This window comes from Streptomyces sp. TM32, from assembly GCF_004122755.1.
GTDB lineage: Bacteria > Actinomycetota > Actinomycetes > Streptomycetales > Streptomycetaceae > Streptomyces > Streptomyces sioyaensis.
Window position 1 is genome coordinate 17715 of the sequence record NZ_SDIG01000055.1, and the last position, 16433, is coordinate 34147.

Annotated in this window: 16 protein-coding genes; 14 read left to right on the top strand and 2 right to left on the bottom strand. The window is 74.6% G+C overall.

Annotation, left to right across the window (positions count from 1 at the left end; all coding sequences use genetic code 11):
• Positions 1-73 precede the first annotated feature (73 nt).
• The 6 genes from EST92_RS14950 to EST92_RS14975 are packed head-to-tail and all read left to right on the top strand — an operon-like array spanning position 74 to position 4408.
• Positions 74-811, top strand: coding sequence for an SDR family oxidoreductase (locus EST92_RS14950; RefSeq protein WP_129281429.1), 738 nt, complete (start codon positions 74-76; stop codon positions 809-811).
• The gene (locus tag EST92_RS14955; protein WP_129281430.1) at positions 811-1200 is read left to right on the top strand and encodes a SchA/CurD-like domain-containing protein; all 390 of its coding nucleotides are present in this window, start codon (positions 811-813) and stop codon (positions 1198-1200) included. Before EST92_RS14950 ends, EST92_RS14955 begins: the two co-directional genes overlap by 1 nt.
• Positions 1197-2075 carry an NAD(P)-binding domain-containing protein gene (locus tag EST92_RS14960; protein ID WP_174244023.1) on the top strand — a complete coding sequence of 293 codons (879 nt, stop codon included), beginning with the start codon at positions 1197-1199 and terminating at the stop codon, positions 2073-2075. The genes EST92_RS14955 and EST92_RS14960 overlap by 4 nt, the downstream gene beginning before the upstream one ends.
• On the top strand, positions 2072-3088 hold the full coding sequence (locus EST92_RS14965) for a methyltransferase (RefSeq protein ID WP_129281431.1): 1017 nt from the start codon (positions 2072-2074) through the stop codon (positions 3086-3088). The genes EST92_RS14960 and EST92_RS14965 overlap by 4 nt, the downstream gene beginning before the upstream one ends.
• 7 nt (positions 3089-3095) lie before the next feature.
• Entirely contained in the window at positions 3096-3953 is an 858-nt protein-coding gene (locus EST92_RS14970) for an LLM class flavin-dependent oxidoreductase (RefSeq protein WP_129281432.1), read from the top strand.
• Entirely contained in the window at positions 3950-4408 is a 459-nt protein-coding gene (locus tag EST92_RS14975) for a DUF1772 domain-containing protein (RefSeq protein WP_129281433.1), read from the top strand. Before EST92_RS14970 ends, EST92_RS14975 begins: the two co-directional genes overlap by 4 nt.
• A 145-nt stretch (positions 4409-4553) precedes the next feature.
• Here the strand turns inward: EST92_RS14975 and EST92_RS14980 are convergent, their stop codons facing one another.
• Together EST92_RS14980 and EST92_RS14985 are read right to left on the bottom strand one after the other, a co-directional pair.
• A complete protein-coding gene (locus EST92_RS14980; protein WP_129281434.1) occupies positions 4554-5582 on the bottom strand; it encodes a methyltransferase in 1029 nt (342 codons plus the stop codon).
• Positions 5579-7207: an FAD-dependent monooxygenase gene (locus tag EST92_RS14985; protein WP_129281435.1), complete on the bottom strand. Its 1629-nt coding sequence runs from the start codon at positions 7205-7207 to the stop codon at positions 5579-5581. Before EST92_RS14985 ends, EST92_RS14980 begins: the two co-directional genes overlap by 4 nt.
• Before the next feature lie 214 nt (positions 7208-7421).
• On the opposite strand from EST92_RS14985, the gene EST92_RS14990 reads away from it, so the two are divergent.
• From EST92_RS14990 to EST92_RS15025, 8 genes are all read left to right on the top strand, one after another.
• Complete coding sequence (locus EST92_RS14990; RefSeq protein WP_129281436.1) at positions 7422-8447, top strand: methyltransferase; 1026 nt, start codon at positions 7422-7424, stop codon at positions 8445-8447.
• A 131-nt stretch (positions 8448-8578) separates the two neighbouring features.
• Positions 8579-9769 carry a cytochrome P450 gene (locus tag EST92_RS14995; protein ID WP_129281437.1) on the top strand — a complete coding sequence of 397 codons (1191 nt, stop codon included), beginning with the start codon at positions 8579-8581 and terminating at the stop codon, positions 9767-9769.
• A 29-nt stretch (positions 9770-9798) separates the two neighbouring features.
• Positions 9799-10863 carry a methyltransferase gene (locus tag EST92_RS15000; RefSeq protein WP_129281438.1) on the top strand — a complete coding sequence of 355 codons (1065 nt, stop codon included), beginning with the start codon at positions 9799-9801 and terminating at the stop codon, positions 10861-10863.
• Positions 10864-10905: 42 nt separating this feature from the next.
• Positions 10906-12096 (top strand): cytochrome P450, encoded by a 1191-nt coding sequence (locus EST92_RS15005; RefSeq protein WP_129281439.1) that lies wholly within the window; start codon positions 10906-10908, stop codon positions 12094-12096.
• A gap of 6 nt (positions 12097-12102) precedes the next feature.
• Positions 12103-12798, top strand: a complete 696-nt coding sequence (locus EST92_RS15010; RefSeq protein ID WP_129281440.1) for a TenA family transcriptional regulator — start codon at positions 12103-12105, stop codon at positions 12796-12798.
• A 43-nt stretch (positions 12799-12841) separates the two neighbouring features.
• Positions 12842-14254, top strand: a complete 1413-nt coding sequence (locus tag EST92_RS15015) for an MFS transporter (protein WP_129281441.1) — start codon at positions 12842-12844, stop codon at positions 14252-14254.
• Complete coding sequence (locus EST92_RS15020) at positions 14254-15453, top strand: FAD-dependent monooxygenase (RefSeq protein WP_129281442.1); 1200 nt, start codon at positions 14254-14256, stop codon at positions 15451-15453. Before EST92_RS15015 ends, EST92_RS15020 begins: the two co-directional genes overlap by 1 nt.
• Before the next feature lie 5 nt (positions 15454-15458).
• Entirely contained in the window at positions 15459-16295 is an 837-nt protein-coding gene (locus tag EST92_RS15025) for an NAD(P)H-binding protein (protein ID WP_254068820.1), read from the top strand.
• Positions 16296-16433 lie beyond the last annotated feature (138 nt).

The window sequence follows — 16433 nt, forward strand, 5'->3', positions numbered from 1 at the left end:
CCGCGGGAGGCGCCGCCCACCGACCGTCCGACCGAGCGGCGACCGCCGCGAACGGTGCCCAGGAGGTACAGACGTGGATCAGAACCTGGCCGGGAAACGCGTACTGGTCACCGGAGGAACCCGGGGGATCGGGCGCTGCACGGTCCTCGCCCTCGCTCGGGCCGGCGCCCGGGTGGTCACCTGCCACCGCACACCGGACGACGCCGCCGAAGGCCTGCGCCGGGAGCTGAAGGAGCTCGGCCGGACCGCCGAGGTCCTGCAGTGCGACGTGACCGACGCGTCCGATGTGGCGCGGCTGGCCGACGGCTGCCGGGACGCCCTGGGCGGGCTCGACGTGCTGGTCAACAACGTGGGCGTGGACGGCCCCGTGCCCTTCGAGGACATCGAGCAGGCCGAGTGGCGGCGGATGTTCGACCACAACGTGACGGCGCCGTACCTGGTCACCCGGGCCGCGCTCGGACTGCTCGCCGACGGGGCCGCGATCGTCAACGTCGGCTCCTCCGTCGCGCTGCGGGGCCGGTCCAACGGCGTGCACTACACCGCCTCGAAGGCCGCCCTGATCGGGTTCACCCGCGCCCTGTGCAAGGAGGTGGGCCCGCGCGGGATCCGCGTCAACACCGTGGCCCCGGGCCTCACCGAAACCGAGCCGGGGGCCGGCCTGCCGCCGGCCGCCGTGGAACGCATCGTCGGCATGACGGCGCTCGGCCGGATCTGCCGCCCCGAGGACGTCGCCGGCGCGGTCCTCTTCCTGGCCGGTGACACCTCGCGCTACATCACCGGCGTCACCCTCAACGTCGACGGAGGCATCTGATGCCGTACGCGGCCATCACCTACCGGGTCAAGCCCGGCCACGAGGACGAGATCGCCGAGGTCTTCGCCGGCTTCGAGCGCGTGGACACCCCGGACTTCCGCGACGCGCGGGGCGCGCCCGCCGGCCGGCTGCTGGGCACCGCGGTCTTCCTCAGGGACGACGTGCTGGTGCGGGTCATCCACTACGAGGGCGACTTCCAGGCCATCGCCCGCCACATGGCCGCCCAGCGCGGCGTCCACCTCATCGAGGAGCGGCTGGCGCCCTTCCTCGCCCACCCCCGCGACACGTCCACCACCGAGGGCTTCACCGGCTACTTCCGTGACGCGACCATGCGCCGCATCGCGCAGCTGACCGTGGACACCCACCCGAACGGGGAGCCGGCGGCATGACGGGACCGGTGGCCGTGATCGGCCTGGGCGGTATGGGCGGCGGGATGGCCCGGGCGCTGCTCGGCGCCGGGTACGCGGTGACGGTGTTCAACCGCACCCGGGAGCGGGCCGAACCCCTGGAACGGGCGGGCGCGGTCGTCGCGTCCACCGCCGTGGAGGCCGCCGCCGGTGCCGACACGGTGCTGCTCAGCCTGGCGGACGAACCGGCCGTGGAGGAGGTGCTGTTCGGCGACCTGGTATGGCGGCTGCGGCCCGGAACCGTACTGATCGACACGACCACGGTCTCCCCGTCCTACGCGCGCACCACCGCCACCCGGCTCGCCGCCTCCGGCGTCCGCCGCCTGGAGACCTGCGTCATGGGCAACCCCGCCATGGCGGCCGAGGGAACGCTGCGGATCTTCGTCTCGGGGGACCGGGCGGCCCTGGACGCGGTGGACGAGGTGCTGTCCGCGCTCTCCCAGGAAGTCCGCTACCTGGGTGGGGCGGGCCGGGCGAGCGCCCTGAAGCTGGCCCTCAATCTTCTCCTCGGCATCCAGACCGCGGGGCTGGCGGAGGCCGCCGCCTTCGCCGAGGCGGCCGGGCTCGACCGCGAACTGCTGCTGGACGTCGTGCTCCACAGCGGCTGGCACTCACCCGTCCTGGGGTTCCGCGCCGAGTTCATGCGGCGCCGGGTCTACCGGCCGGCCGCGTTCCGTACCGCCCTGATGCACAAGGACCTGGCACTCGCCCTGGACCAGGCCGCCGCCTACCAGATGGAACTGCCCCTCGGGCACGAGGCCGTCACCCGCTTCGGATCGGCCCTCGCGGCCGGCCACGCCGACGCCGACGCCGCCGCCGTCGCGGAAGTCCCGCCCCCGTCGAAGGAGAACCGATGACGACCCGGCACCGCACCGACGCGCCGCAGTGGGAGGCGGTCACCGGACTCGGGATGGGGTTCGCGACGGCCAAGATCGTGCTCTCGGCACTGGAGTTGGGCGTGTTCACCGTCCTCGCCGACGGCCCGCGCACCCCGGAGCAGTTGGCCAAGGAGCTGGCGCTGCACGGCCGCGGACTCGACGACTTCCTCGCCGCGCTGACCGCGTTCGGCCTGCTGGAGCGGGCCGGCGACGGCTACCGCAACGCCCCGGTCGCCCAGCGGCACCTGGTGCGCGGCCCGCACTACGACGCGGGCTTCCTGGAGGGCGCCAACGCCGTCCTCTACCCCGCCTGGGGAGGACTGACGTCCGCCCTGCGCACCGGGGCGCCGCAGAACACCGGCGACTTCGAGGAGATGCTGGCCCACCCCGAACGGCGCCGGATGTACCACGGCATGATGGACTCGCTCAGCGCCCCGCTGGCGCCCGACATCGCCGAGGCGCTGGACTGGAGCCGCCACACCTCCGTCACCGATGTCGGCGGGGCCCGCGGCAACCTCGTGTCGCTGCTGCTGCGCGCGCATCCGCATCTGCGCGGGGTGGTCTTCGACCGCCCGCAGAACGCCCCCGACGTCGCCGAGCACGCCGCGCGGACCGGCGTCGGCGACCGCGTCTCCTTCGTCGGCGGCGACTTCTTCACCGACCGGCTGCCGCCCGGCGACGTGCTGGTCATCGGGCACGTGCTGGCCGACTTCTCGCCGGAACAGCGCATCGCGCTGGTGCGCTCGGCGTACCGGGCGCTCGGCCCCGGCGGCGCCCTGGTGGTCTACGACCCGATGCCGGACCCCGCGGACCCGGACCCGCTGTCCCTCATCGGCAGCCTCCACATGCTGGTGATGTCGCCGGCCGGCGCCGGCTACCCGCCGCAGCAGTGCGCCGGCTGGCTGACGGAGGCGGGCTTCTGCGACGTCTCCGTACGCCCCGCCGGCCTCGGCAACACGCTGGTGGTGGGCCACCGGACCGCCGGGAGGTGAGGGGCGCGTGGACGTCTCGTTCGGACTGCCGACGACCGTGCCCGGTCTCACCGGCCCGGCGCTGCTGGACTGCGCCCGCCGTGCCGACCGGGCCGGCTTCACCAGCCTGTGCGCCGTGGACCGGCTCGTCCACGACGGCTACGAGCCGCTCGTCGTCCTTGCCGCCGCCGCGGCCGTGACCACCCGCATCCGGCTGGCCAGCACCGTGCTGCTGGGCTCCTGCCGGGGGAGCGCGGCCCCGCTCGCCAAGCAGTTGGCGACGGTGGACCGGCTCAGCGGGGGCCGCCTGGTGGTGGGCCTGGCGGTGGGCGACCGGGAGGACGACTTCGTCGCCGCCGGCGTCCCGTTCGCGGAACGCGGGCGGCGCATGGACACCCTCGTGCGGGAACTGCGGGCGGTGTGGGCGGGGGAGGGTCCGGCGGCGGGTGTCGGCCCCCGGCCGGTGCGCCCCGGAGGGCCGCCGCTGCTGTTCGGCGGGCACTCCCCGGCGGCGATGCGCAGGGCCGCCCGGTACGGCTCCGGCTGGATCTCCGGGGGCAGTTCGGGCACCGCCTACCGCGAGCTGGTCGACCGGGCCCGGCAGGCGTGGGCGGACGAGGGGCGGACCGAGCCCCCTCGGGTGGTGTCGCTGTGCTACGTCTCCCTCGGCCCGGACGGGCGGCGGCACGCGGAGGATTACCTGCACTCCTACTACGCGTACATCGGCACGAAGGCCCGGCAGGCGGCCTCGCGGGCCGTCACCGACGGGCACCGGCTGCGCGACGACCTGGCGGAGTATGCCGACGCCGGGTGCGACGAGGTCGTCCTGTTCCCCTGCTCGGCAGGCCCGGAGCAGGTGGACCTGGTGGCCGGAGCGGTGCGGTGAAGGGGCCCGCCGTCCTCGCCGCGGGGGTGTGCGTGACCAGCGGTCTGGTCGCCGGGGTGCTGTTCGCGGTGGCGCTGAGCGTGCTGCCGGCGCTCCGCGCCATGCCGCCGGACCGCTACGTCCATGCGCACCAACTCCTCGGACGCCACTGGGACCCGACGATGCCGGTGGTCGTCCTGGGCTCGTTCGCCGCCGACACCGCCCTCGCGGCGACGCCGGCCGGCGGGCCGGGGCGGCCGGTGTTCGCCGTCGCCGCGGTGCTCCTGCTGCTGGTGTCGGTGGTGTCGCACTTCGGGAACGTGCCGATCAACCGCCGGGTGAAGGGGATCGACCCCGGGGCGATCCCCCCGGACTGGCGCGACCCCCGCCCGTTGTGGCGGCGCTGGCACCTGGCGCGCACGGCACTGGCCGTCGTGGCAGCCGCCCTCAACGCCGCCGGGCTCGCCCTGCTCTGACGGGCCGCCGGCCGTGCCACCCCGCGACCCGGGTGGTACGGCCGGCGGCCTGCCCTCGCCCCCCTGCCGGCCGGGACAGCCGTCCGTCCCTCGCCACCGGCCGGGGCGACGGCGAGGGACGGACGGCGCGCTCACCGGCCCGGCGTCACCGGGGCCCGCGGACCGGCCGGACCGCCGTCACCAGGGTCACGTCCTGGCCCAGCGGGTCGTGCCGGACCTCGCCGAACCCCGCCTCCCGCAGCCAGCCGGTGAGCTCGTCGACCCGGTAGTTCGCCCCGTGCGGCGTCATCAGCTGCATGTTGAGGCTGCGGACCAGGTTCCGCAGGCAGCTCTCGTCACCGGGGACGATCATCGGGTCCCAGATGAGGAAGGCGCCCCCGGGCCGCACCGCGGGAAGGACGCGGGCGATCAGGGCCCGGCGCTGGTCGTCGGTCCAGTCGACCAGACAGTGCCCGATCATGACCACCTCGGCCTCGGGCAGGCCGTCGGTGAAGAAGTCGGCCCCGTGGAACCGCACCTTTCCCGTCGTGCCCAGGGCGCGCATGTGGGCGTCGAACTCCGGCCTGAGCTGCGGCAGATCCAGCACGGTCGCGTCCAGGTGCGGATGCGCCGCGACCAGCCCGGCCGCCACGTTCCCCCGGCAGCCGCCCAGTTCCAGCACCGCACCGCGCGCGGCCCAGTCGAAGGCCTTGGCCAGCGCCGGGATCAGCGGCCGGCTGGCGTCCTCCGCCATGCGCACGAAGGCCGACCGCTTGGCGTCGTCCTCGTACAGTTCCGCGAACATGTCGGGCCGGGAGTACGTCGCGGCCTGCGGCTCGCCGGTGCGCAGCGCGGTGGCGAGGCGCCCCCACGCCGGGTACATCACCTCGTCGGCGAGGTGCAGGAAGCCGCCCAGGAAGCCCGGTTCGCCGCGGACCAGGAACCGCGCCGCCGCCTCGCCGTTGCGGTAGCGGCTCCCCTCACGGGCCAGCACCCCCGCCTCGGCCAGCGCGGCGAGGAAGTCGCCCGTGCCGCGGGGGTGCAGACCGAGCCGTTCCCCGATGGTGTCCTCCGCGGCGGGCCCGTCGGCCAGCAGCTCGAAGAGGCCGAGCTCCAGACCGGTCAGCACGAGCTTCGCGCGCTGGAAGGACATCGCCGTCTCCAGCAGCGAGCCGGGACCGAACGCCTCGCTCATCGCGCCTCCCCGGCCGGCTCGGGGAAACCGGCGGCCCGCGCCAGCGCGCCGCCCAGCTCGGTGTCGGGATCGTCCACCGGTTCCGCGGCCCGCCAGGCCACGCAGGCGTCCGGCCGCACCAGCACCGCCCCGCCGTCCGTCACCCCGTACGCGGCCGCCCAGGGCCGGTCGAGCGGGCGCAGGTCACCGGTCCCGGCCACCACATGGACGCGCAGCGGCACGCCGAGCTGCTTGGCGGCGCGTTCCGCGGCCTCGGCCCACCGGCCGCCCCGCGCCCCGGTCAGCAGCACATAGCGGTCCCAGAACAGGTCGATGGTGGAGATCCGTTCGCCGTCCCGGTCGAGCCACACGTGCGGCGCGCGGGTACCGGGCCGGCCGGTCAGGTCGAGCCGGGGGGACAGGACGGGTGCGTGCGCGTCGCCGCCGGGGACGGCCGTGGAGTGGTAGCGGTAGCCGAGGGTGATGATGATGTCGTCGACCATGGCGGCCCGGGTCGCGTCGTCGGCGTACCCGTGGCGGATGCGGTTGCGGATCATGGCCTGTTCGGCCATCGCCTCGCCGACCCGGTGCCGTTCGGCCTCGTAGGTGTCCAGCAGGTCCGGGCCCGCCCACCCGTGCAGCACGCCGGCCAGCTTCCACGCGAGGTTGTGCGCGTCGTGGATACCGGTGTTGGCGCCGAAGCCGCCCGCCGGCGGATGGACGTGTGCCGCGTCGCCGGCGAGGAACACCCGCTGGATGCGGAAGTGTTCGGCCACCAGCTGCGCGCCCTGCCACGGCACCTTCCACACGATCTCGACGTCGAGGTCGTCGCGCCCGGCCGCGGTCCGGATGATGTCCACACAGCGGTCGTCGGTGAAGTCCTCCGGTGTCTCGCCCTTCTCCGGGAAGTACAGCGGGGTCGCCAGCCACGGGTCGCAGCCGTGCAGCCGGGACAGGCTCATCAGCGAGCCGCGGGCGGCCGTCGCGTAACAGAGGATGAACGTGCGCCCCTTCAGCAGCCCCTCCAGCTCCGGCGCGCGGAAGTAGATGCTCAGCGCATGGAAGACGGTGCCGCGCCCGGAGCGCTCCACCCCCAGCTCGCGGCGGACGAAGCTGCTCGCGCCGTCGGCGGCCACGAGGTACTGCGCGCGGATCGTGTACGGCGCACCGTCCGGGCCGCGCACCACGGCCGTCACGCCGTCCTCGTCCTGGGTCAGCGACGTCAGCCGGGTGCCGAACCGCACGTCGCAGCCGGATTCCCCGGCCTGGGCGACGAGCACCTTCTCGTAGCGGTCCTGCCCGCAGCCCATCACCCGTTCCGGGCTGACCAGCGGGCCGTCCAGCGACGGCGCCTCCAGGGTGACCGCCTCGTCGATCCGCGCGAAGGTGGAGGTCTGGATGATGCCGCCCTCGAAGTACGGGTGCGAGTCGCCCTTCTCCAGGGCACGCACCTCCTTGCCGCACCCCGCCGCGCGGAACAGCTCCATGGTCCGCGCCTGCAGGCCCGGCGCCCGGGGCAGCAGCGACGTGGCCTCGCGCTTCTCGACGAGCACGGTGGGCACGCCGTGGCGGCCCAGGAACATCGCGGTGGACAGGCCGACGGGCCCGCCGCCCACGACCAGCACCGGAATTGTCATGTCGTCCATGCCAGATCCCTCGACGAGTTCGGGTGTGCCTAGCCGGCCCATCGAAGCCCACGCCCGTCTCCCGGTACTTGAGAAACGGTGGCGTCCCGAGCAGGAGCCGTCGGTTCCCCGGCCCTCCAGCGGCCTTCGAGCGGAGTTCCACAGCACGCTGCCAGCGTCGTGCCTGCACCGGCGTGGCGGTCCCGCCAGGCCGCGGTGGGAAGGAGTGAGGCGGATGACGGGCATCGCTGCCCACGACGGCGCGGGGACCTCCACGCCGGCCGGCATCCTGCGGTTGGCCAATGCCTTCTGCGACGCCAAGGCGCTGCTGAGCGCCGTGGAACTGGATCTGTTCAGCACCCTGCGGGACGAGGCCAGGACTCCGCAGGAGATCGGCGCCGCGCTCGGCCTGCACGGCCGGGGGCTGCGCGACTGGCTCCAACTCCTGGTGGGGCTCGACCTGTTGGAGCGGGACGGGGACCGCTACCGCAACGCGCCGGGCGCGCGCAGCTACCTCGTACGGGGGGAACCGCTGTACGTCGGCGGCTTCCTGGAGCGGTCCAACCGCAACCTCTACCCGGCGTGGGGCCGGCTCACCGAGGCGCTGCGCACCGGCAAGCCGCAGGCCGGGGGCGACTTCTTCACCATGATCGAAGACCCCCGCCTGCTGGGCCAGTTCGTCAACATGATGGATGCGCTCACCCACGTCCTGGCCCCGCAGCTGCTGGCGGCCTACGACGGATGGGACCGCTGTCGAAGCGTCCTCGACGTCGGGGGCTGCCGCGGCAACATGGCCGCCCGGATCGTGGCCGCCCACCCCGGGCTGACCGGGCGGGTCTTCGACCTCCCGCAGATGGCCCCGCTGTTCGACGAGAAGATGGCCGAGCTCGGGATGACCGGCAAGGTCACCTTCCACCCCGGCGACTTCTTCACCGAGGAGCTGCCCGAGGCGGACCTCGTCGTCATCGGCCACGCCCTGCACGACTGGAGCGCCGAGCAGCGGCGGCTCCTGGTGCACAAGGCGTTCCGCAGCGTCCGCCCCGGCGGCGAGCTGCTCGTCTACGACCGGATGCTCGACGAGGACCCACGCCACGTGGAGAACCTGGTCATCAGCCTCGACATGCTGCTGGTCACCGAGGGCGGGAGCGAGTACACCGTCGCCGAACTGCGCGACCACGCCCGCTCGGCGGGGTTCGTCTCGGTCACCGACCGGCCGCTCGGCGACTACGACACCCTCGTCGTCTGCCACAAGGCGGGCTGACCCCGCGGCCGCCGGCCACCGGGGGTCGGCGGCACCGGGCGTCCGGCGGACGGGAGCAGCAACTCCCCTCCGCCACGCCATAGTCAGTGGACCACGGCGGCAGTCCCGGCGCCGCGGAGAGTGCAGAGACCATGCAGGAAAGGGACCTCATGGACGCGCGGGCCTTCGCCGGCGGCGTCCCCCACGACTACTTCCGCCACCTGCGCGACCGCCCGGGACTCACCCGGGCGCACGACGCCGAGGGCTACCCGTTCTGGTACCTGGTGCGCCACGCCGATGTGGTGCGGGCCTCGCGGGACCACGACACCTTCCGTTCCGGCCCGAGCACGATGACCTCGGTGCGCCAGGACAGCACCGGCCTGCCGCTGATCTCGTTCCTGGACGCCCCCGAACACACCCGCCTGCGCAAGCTCGCCTTCAAGGGGTTCACCCCCGCCCGCCTGGCCGCGCTGGAGAAACCGGTCGCGGCGATCGTGGACCGGATCCTCGACGACTGCGCCGCCGCCGGGGAGTTCGACCTGGCCGAGGACGTCGCGATGCAGCTCCCGCTGGAGGTGCTGACCGAACTGATCGGGGTGCCGCCCGACGAACGCGCCCAAGTCGTCGAATGGACCCGGCACACCGTCAACCTCGGCGACCCGGGCTATCACCACAGCACCCCCGAGAAGGCGGTGGCCGCGTTCGGGAACCTGATGGCGTACTTCGAGGAGCTGCTCGGGCGCCGCCGCGCCGCACCGGCCGACGACCTGTTCTCGGTGCTGCTCGCGGCCGGCAACGACACCACCGGCCGGCTGGAGCCGCGGGAGATCGCCCTGTTCGCCACCACCCTCATGGGGGCGGGCAGCGAGACGACGTACTGCTCGGTCACCGGCGGCGTGCTCGCGCTGCTCGACCACCCCGGGCAACTGGCGGCCCTGCGCGCCGACCGCACCCTGATCCCGCTCGCCGTCGAGGAGATCATCCGCTGGGTCACCCCCGCGACGCACTTCGCCCGCCAGGTGGCCCGGGACACCGAGATCGCCGGGACGCCGGTCCGCGCCGGGGAGCGGGTGGTGCTCTGGTACACCTCCGCCAACCGCGACGAGTCCGCCTTCGAGCACCCCGAACGGTTCGACGTCGGCCGGCAGCCCAACCCGCACGTCTCCTTCGGCGGCGGCGGACCACACGTCTGCATCGGCCGCGGGCTGGCCACGCTGGAACTGCGGCTGCTGCTGGCGGCCCTGATCGACCGGCTGCCCCACCTCGCACTCACCGGCACCCCGGTGCGCAGCATCACGAACTTCATGAACAGCTTCCGACACATGCCCGCACGGTTCACCTGAGCCGTGATCGCGGCCGGAGAGGAGACACCATGAGCAGTGCGGAGGACGACGGTGAGGTGACCGGGGTCCTGTCGTGGTTTCCGGTCGACCTCCCCCCTGCCCAGCGGGTGATCGGGCTGTTCGTGGGGAAGTGGACGATCGGCGCGCTGCGGCCGTTGGTGCAGCTGGGCATCCCGGATCTGCTGGCCGAAGGGCCCCGCACCGCGACCGACCTGGCACAGCGGACCGGCGCGGACGCCGACGTCCTGTACCGGGTGCTGCGCTGCGCGGCGGCCACCGGCGTCCTGGCGGAGTCGCCGGAGCGTGCCTTCGCCCTCACCGCCGCCGGGCAGGGGCTGCGCACCGGGGTCGAGGGGAGCGTGCGCGACATGTTCCTGTTCGCCAGTGACCCGATGATGTGGCGGCCCTACGAGAACCTGCTGCACACCGTGCGCACCGGCGCGCCGGCCTTCGAGGACGCCTTCGGCGAGACGTTCTTCGACCATCTGCGGGCGCACCCGGGCTCCGCCGCACTCTTCGACCGGGCCATGGTGCAGAACCACTACCCGGGCACCGACCGGATCTTCGAGCGGTTCGACTTCTCCCGCTTCCGCCGGATCGCCGACGTCGGCGGCGGCCGCGGGCAGTTCCTCGCCGAGGTCCTCGCCCGCCACCCGGGTGTGACGGGAGCCGTCTGCGACCAGCCGCAGGTCGTCGCCGAGGCGAAGGAGGAGTTCGAGCGCCGCGGGGTGGCCGACCGGGCGTCCGCGGTGCCGACCGACTTCTTCGCGTCCGTCCCCGCCGGCTACGACGCCTACTTCGTCAAACACACCCTGCACAACTGGAGCGACCACGACGCCCGCCGGATCCTGACCCGCGTCCGGGAGGCCGTCGGCAGCCGCAAGGACGCCCGGCTGCTGATCGTCGACGCGCTGCTGACCGGACCCGGGGCGTGGGACCTCGGCAAGCTCACCGACATCGAGATGATGGCGGCCCTCGGCGGCCGGGAGCGCGACCGCGAGGAGTGGAACCGGCTGGCCGCGGCCGCCGGCTTCGCCCCGGCCAACGACCCCGCCCCCGGTGACCTGGCCCTGCTGGAGTACCGGCCCGTCTGAGCAGGCGCCGGCCGCGACGAAGCGACCCGGAAAGAGAGCCCGATGCCCACCGACGAGACCTTCCCGTTCACCCCGGCCGATCCGCTCGACCCGCCGGAACGCTACGCCGCCCTGCTGCGCGACGAGCCGGTCGCCCGGGTCGCCATCCCCACCGGCGACCTGGTGTGGCTGGTCTCCCGGCACGAGGACGTCCGCCGGGTCCTGGCCGACCGGCGGTTCAGCCGTGCGGCCATCACCGCGCCGGGCGCGCCGCGGCTGCTGCCCCTCGCGGAGGGGTCGAAGTCGATCTTCGTGATGGACCCGCCGGAGCACAGCAGGCTGCGCCGGCTCGTCTCGGGTGCCTTCTCGCCGGTCCGGATCAGGGCGCTCGGCACCGAGGTGCGCGCCCTCGCGGACGACCTCGTCGCGGCCCTGCGCGCCTCCGGGCCCCCGGCCGACCTCGTCGCCGGGCTCGCCCAGCCGCTGCCGATCACCGTCATCTGCCGGCTGCTCGGGGTGCCGTACGAGGACGTCGACCGATTCCGCGCCTGGACCGACGTGATGCTCAGCTACGACAAGGGGCGGCGGGAGGAGGTGGTGGCGGCACGCGGCGCGCTGAGCCGCTACCTCACCGGGCTGATCGACGCCAAACGGGCCGACCCCACCGACGACGTGCTGATGGACCTGATCAACGCGGCCGACGACGGCGACCGGCTCGACGACGAGGAGCTCCTCGCCTTCGGCTACACGCTGCTCGGCGCGGGCTACCACGCCACGACGTCCGGGCTGGTGCACGCGGTGCTCACCCTGCTGCGCCGGCCCGCCGACCTCGAACGGCTCAGGGACGCACCCGAGTTGCTGCCGGTTGCCGTCGAGGAACTGCTGCGCCGCTCCCAGGCCGGCGGCGGGCTGGGGGCGCTGCGCATCGCCCTGGAGGACGTCGAGCTCCACGGGGTCCGCATCGCCGCCGGCGACGCCGTCCTCCCGCTGATCAACGCCGCCAACCAGGACCCCGGGGTCTTCCCCGACCCCGGCGCACTGCACCTGGACCGCGCACCCAACCCGCACCTGTCCTTCGGCCACGGCATCCACCACTGCCTGGGCGCCCAACTCGGCCGCATGGAACTGGCGGCGGGGATCGGGGCGCTGCTGCGCGAGCTGCCCGGACTGCGCCTGGCGGTGCCGGAGGGGGAACTGGAGTGGAGCAGCGGGCTGGCCTTCTCCCGCCCGCGCACCGTCCCCCTGGCCTGGTAGTCCGCCATGCTCTCCGACGACCTCGCCGAGCTGGCCGCCCCGGTGCTGCGCGACGTGCTCGACCACCCCTTCTGGGCCGGACTGCGCCGGGGGACGCTGCCCGGCGAGGCCCTGGTGCGCTTCGTGGAACAGGACACCGGCCACCTCCTGCCGTGCTACGGCCGCGCGTTCGCCCGGTGTGCGACGGTCACCGCGGACGACGCCGGCCTCGTCCTGCTCGCGCGCTGCGCCGCCGAGACCCTCGCCTCGGGCCCGCGGCTGCGGGCGGCGCTGGACGGCCTGGCACCCGCGCTCGGGGTGCGCCGGCCCGATCCGGGGGCCGGCGCCCGGCACGCCGCCCGCGTCCAGTGCGCCACGGTGACCGCGGCCGCCGCCACGTCCTGGGCGGCCGGCCTCGGCGCGCTGCTGCCGTTCATGCTCTTCCACCTGGAGGTCTGCGAGGACCTCCGGGCACGGCAGCGCCCCAACTCCCGTTACGTGCCCTGGCTGGCGGCCTACCTGCCCGGTGCGGGCGCGCGGTACGCGGTGCGCGCGGTGCGGGAGCTGGCCGACCGCTTCGGTGCGACGGCGACGCCCGCCGAGACCGCGGAGACGGCCGACTGGTTCCTGCGCGGCGCCCGGTGCGAACTCGCCTTCGCCGACGCCGTCCTCGACAGCGGCCCGGCCCCCGGCCCCGCGGTACCCGCTCCGCCTCCCTGTTGAGCCCGTCCGCCCGTTGAGCCCGTCCACCACCACGAGGTCCGCCATGAAGCAGACGTCTGCCCCCGGCCTGTCGCCCGACGTGACCGGCCCGTCCTCCCCTCGCACGACCTCCCTCGTCGCCGCGCTCGTGCTCGCGGCGGTCGCCTGCCAGTTGTGCATCTCCATGCCCACGCCGGCGCTCCCGGACATCGCCCGGCGGCTGCACGCCGACACGGCCGCCGTGGGCCTCGCCCAGGCCCTGTTCTTCCTCCTGGGCGGGCTGCTCTCGGTGATCATGGCGGCCTGCAGCGACTACGGACGCACCCGGGCGCTGATGATCGGTGCGCTGGCGCTGGCCGTCGTCGGGGCGCTCGTCGCGGCGGCCGCCCCGACGATGGCGGTGTTCGTCGTGGGCCGGACCGTGCAGTCCACGGCGACCGCGGTGTTCCCCCTGGCGCTACGGGTCATGCGACAGACCCTGGGGCCCCGCCAGTTCGGCCGTGCCATGGGCCTGATCACCGCCGCGAACGGCGGCATCGTCGGGCTGGACGGCCTGCTCTCCGGCTGGCTCACCGACCGGTACGGCTACCGGTCGGTGTTCCTGGTCATGGCCGTGTTCGGGGTGCTCACCGCGCTCGTCGTGGGCCGGACCGTACCGGAGCCGGCCCGGGTGGCGACCGGCCGCCTGGACTGGCTGGGACTCACCGTGCTCTCGCTCGCCCTGGCCTGTGTGGAGCTGGGCATCGGCATGGCCGCGAACGCCCCGGCGGGCGGCGTGGCGGGGATGCTGATGCTCGGCGCGCTGCTCCTGGGGGCGTTCTGGGCCATCGAGCGCCGACGGCCGAACGCGCTGCTGCCGCCCCAGTACCTGAGGTCGCGTCAGGCCTGGCCCGTCCTGCTCACCTCGATCCTTGTCACCATGGGCATGCTCAGCACCATCAACTTCGTGATCCCGGTGTTCAGCCAGAACCACGACGTCGGGTACGGCCTTTCGGCCACCGAGGCGGCGCTGCTGTTCATCGTGCCGGTGTGCCTGGTCAACGTCTTCCTGGCGCCCGCCGTCGGCACCCTCGCCGCCCGGGTGGGCTGGCGCCGCATCCTGCGCATCGCCACCGCCCTGACGGTGCCGGTGCTGGTCGCCCTCGCCCTGGGCCTGTCCTCGCGCGGGCTGGTGCTGGCGCTGGTGGTCCTTGTCGGCTTCGGCCTCGCGGGGGCCATGACGCCGCTGAACGGCCTGAGCGCGCTGCTCGCCGCGCCGCAGAGCCCCAGCCTGCTCCCCGGCGTCAACGCGGCGGCCTACGGCGTGGGTTCGTCCCTCGGGTTCGTCCTGGCCGCCCAGCTCGCCGGACCGGCCGCGGCGCACTCCGCGGACGGCTACCGTGCGGCGCTGTGGATGGCGGCGCTCGTCATCGCGCTCGCGTTCGGCGCGTCGCTGCTGATCACCGGACGTCCCGACGCGCCCGGCGAGCGGATCTGATGGCCGCCGACGCGCCCGGCCACCCCTTCGCGGTGGTGGTCGGGGCCGGTATCGGCGGCCTGGCCGCGGCGGCCGGTCTGACCCGGGTGGGGCTCTCCGTGCTGGTGCTGGAACGCGCCGCGGCCCTGCGGACCGAGGGCGCCGGCATCTCCCTGCTGGCCAACGCCCAGCGGTCGCTGGACCAGCTCGGCGTGGGCGGCCGGGTCAGGGAGCTGGCCGCCACCATGCTGCCGGGCGGGGAGGGGGTCCGCACCCCCGGGGGCCGGCGGCTGATGCCGCCCACCGACCCCGCCTTCGTACGCCGCCACGGGCTGACCACCGCCGTGCTCCCGCGGCCGGCCCTGCACCGGGCCCTGCGCGACGCGGTGCCCGCCGGGCACGTCCTGACCGGCGCCGAGGTCACCGGCGTGGCGCGGCAACGTGACGGCACCGCACTGGTGCACTACCGCCGCGGCGGGGCCCCGGTGCGTGTCCCGGCCCAGGTGGTGATCGCCGCCGACGGCCTCAACAGCCGCCTGCGCGCGCAGATGTGGCCGGCCGCGGCGGCCCCGGTGTACAGCGGGCACAGCGTCTGGCGGGGGATCGCGGAGATCGACCGGGCGGAGCCCGGCGGGACGACCTGGGGCCGCGGCCACGAGTTCGGCAGGATGCCGCTCGCCGACGGCCGGGTCTACTGGTACGCCGTCGCCAACACGCCCCAGGGGGAGCGTCACATGGACGAACACGCCGAGGTGGTACGCCGGTTCGGCAGCTGGCACCGGCCCATCCCGGACCTGCTGGGCCGCACCCCGCCCGGCGCGGTCCGGCACGACGACGTCTTCGAACTCCCCGACTCCCTCCCGGAGTTCGTCTCGGGACGCACGGCGCTGCTCGGGGACGCCGCGCACGCGATGACCTCCGACCTCGGACAGGGCGCCTGCCAGGCCCTGGAGGACGCCGTCGTGCTGTGCGCCGCGCTGGCCGCCCACCCGGACATCGAGGAGGCGCTCGCCGACTACGACGCGCGCCGGCGCCCCCGCGCCCAGGCGATCGTGGCCGCCTCGCGCCGGGTGGGCCGCATGAAGCTGCGCGAGCGGTGGTGGCAGGTACTGATGCGTGACGCCCTGACGACCCTGGCGCCCCCGAGGACGGGGGAGGCGGCACTCGCCCGGATCGGCGACTGGCACCCGCCGGAGCTCCCCGCGGGAGCCGCACGGTGATCGCCGTGATCGGAGCCACCGGGAACGTCGGCCGCCCGCTCGTGGCCGGTCTCGTGGCCCGCGGTACGCGCCCGCGGATCCTGACCCGTGACCCGAGCAGCGCCCCACTTGCCACGGGAGTCGAGGCCGTCGTCGGCGACCTGGACGCCCCCGGCTGTGCCGACGAGGTGCTGGCCGGTGCCGAGGCCGCCTTCGTGGTGACGGCCGGACCTCAGTCGGCGGCCCACGACCGGGCGATCGCCGAGGCCGTCGCGCGTCACGGGGTGCGGCACGTGGTCAAGGTGACGTCGGTGGCGGCCCTGCCCCCGGTACACGACTCCTACGGAGCGGCGCACGCCGCCGCCGAGGACGCCTACCGCGCGACCGGCGCCCGCTGTACCTTCCTGCGGCCGGCCGCCTTCATGTCCAACACCCTCCAGTGGCACTGGTCGATCACCGACCGGTCCACCGTCTTCCAGCCCTTCGGCGACCTCCCCCAGGCCGTCGTGGACCCCGCCGACGTCGCCGAGGTCGCCCTGCGCGTGCTGACCGCCCCCGCCCTCGGCGACCGCGCCTACACGCTCACCGGCCCCGAGCCACTGACACCCCGCCAGCGGGCCCGCCGCCTCTCCGACGCCCTCGGCCGCCCCCTCACCTTCGTCGACGCGCCCCCCGAACAGGCCCGCCGGGCAATGACCGACGCCGGGCTGCCGCCCGCTTACGTCGACGGGCTCCTCGCCTCCCAGTCGGACCCCGACCCGGCGCGCGGCGGCGTCCCGCTCCCCACCGTGCGCGAGCTCACCGGGCGCCCTCCGCGCACCTTCGACGGGTGGCTGGGGGCGCATGTGCAGTTGTTCACCTGAGCACGGGCCGGGGGCATGGCAGCCCCCGGCTTGCTCGTCACCAGCCGCTTCGATTCACCTCCGCCTGCGGGACGACGACTTGGCGTACGCGGTCCGTACCGCGGCCGCGCAGCCCCAGCCGCTCGGCCGGCGACGTGG

Excerpts from the sequence above, each read along its gene's own strand:
- EST92_RS14995 (WP_129281437.1), top strand. The coding sequence starts at position 8,579 with ATGCAGGAAAGGGACCTCATGGACGCGCGGGCCTTCGCCGGCGGCGTC.
- EST92_RS14985 (WP_129281435.1), bottom strand. The coding sequence starts at position 7,207 with ATGGACGACATGACAATTCCGGTGCTGGTCGTGGGCGGCGGGCCCGTC.
- EST92_RS14990 (WP_129281436.1), top strand. The coding sequence starts at position 7,422 with ATGACGGGCATCGCTGCCCACGACGGCGCGGGGACCTCCACGCCGGCC.
- EST92_RS14955 (WP_129281430.1), top strand. The coding sequence starts at position 811 with ATGCCGTACGCGGCCATCACCTACCGGGTCAAGCCCGGCCACGAGGAC.
- EST92_RS14960 (WP_174244023.1), top strand. The coding sequence starts at position 1,197 with ATGACGGGACCGGTGGCCGTGATCGGCCTGGGCGGTATGGGCGGCGGG.
- EST92_RS14965 (WP_129281431.1), top strand. The coding sequence starts at position 2,072 with ATGACGACCCGGCACCGCACCGACGCGCCGCAGTGGGAGGCGGTCACC.
- EST92_RS15000 (WP_129281438.1), top strand. The coding sequence starts at position 9,799 with ATGAGCAGTGCGGAGGACGACGGTGAGGTGACCGGGGTCCTGTCGTGG.
- EST92_RS15010 (WP_129281440.1), top strand. The coding sequence starts at position 12,103 with ATGCTCTCCGACGACCTCGCCGAGCTGGCCGCCCCGGTGCTGCGCGAC.
- EST92_RS15015 (WP_129281441.1), top strand. The coding sequence starts at position 12,842 with ATGAAGCAGACGTCTGCCCCCGGCCTGTCGCCCGACGTGACCGGCCCG.
- EST92_RS14980 (WP_129281434.1), bottom strand. The coding sequence starts at position 5,582 with ATGAGCGAGGCGTTCGGTCCCGGCTCGCTGCTGGAGACGGCGATGTCC.
- EST92_RS15020 (WP_129281442.1), top strand. The coding sequence starts at position 14,254 with ATGGCCGCCGACGCGCCCGGCCACCCCTTCGCGGTGGTGGTCGGGGCC.
- EST92_RS15005 (WP_129281439.1), top strand. The coding sequence starts at position 10,906 with ATGCCCACCGACGAGACCTTCCCGTTCACCCCGGCCGATCCGCTCGAC.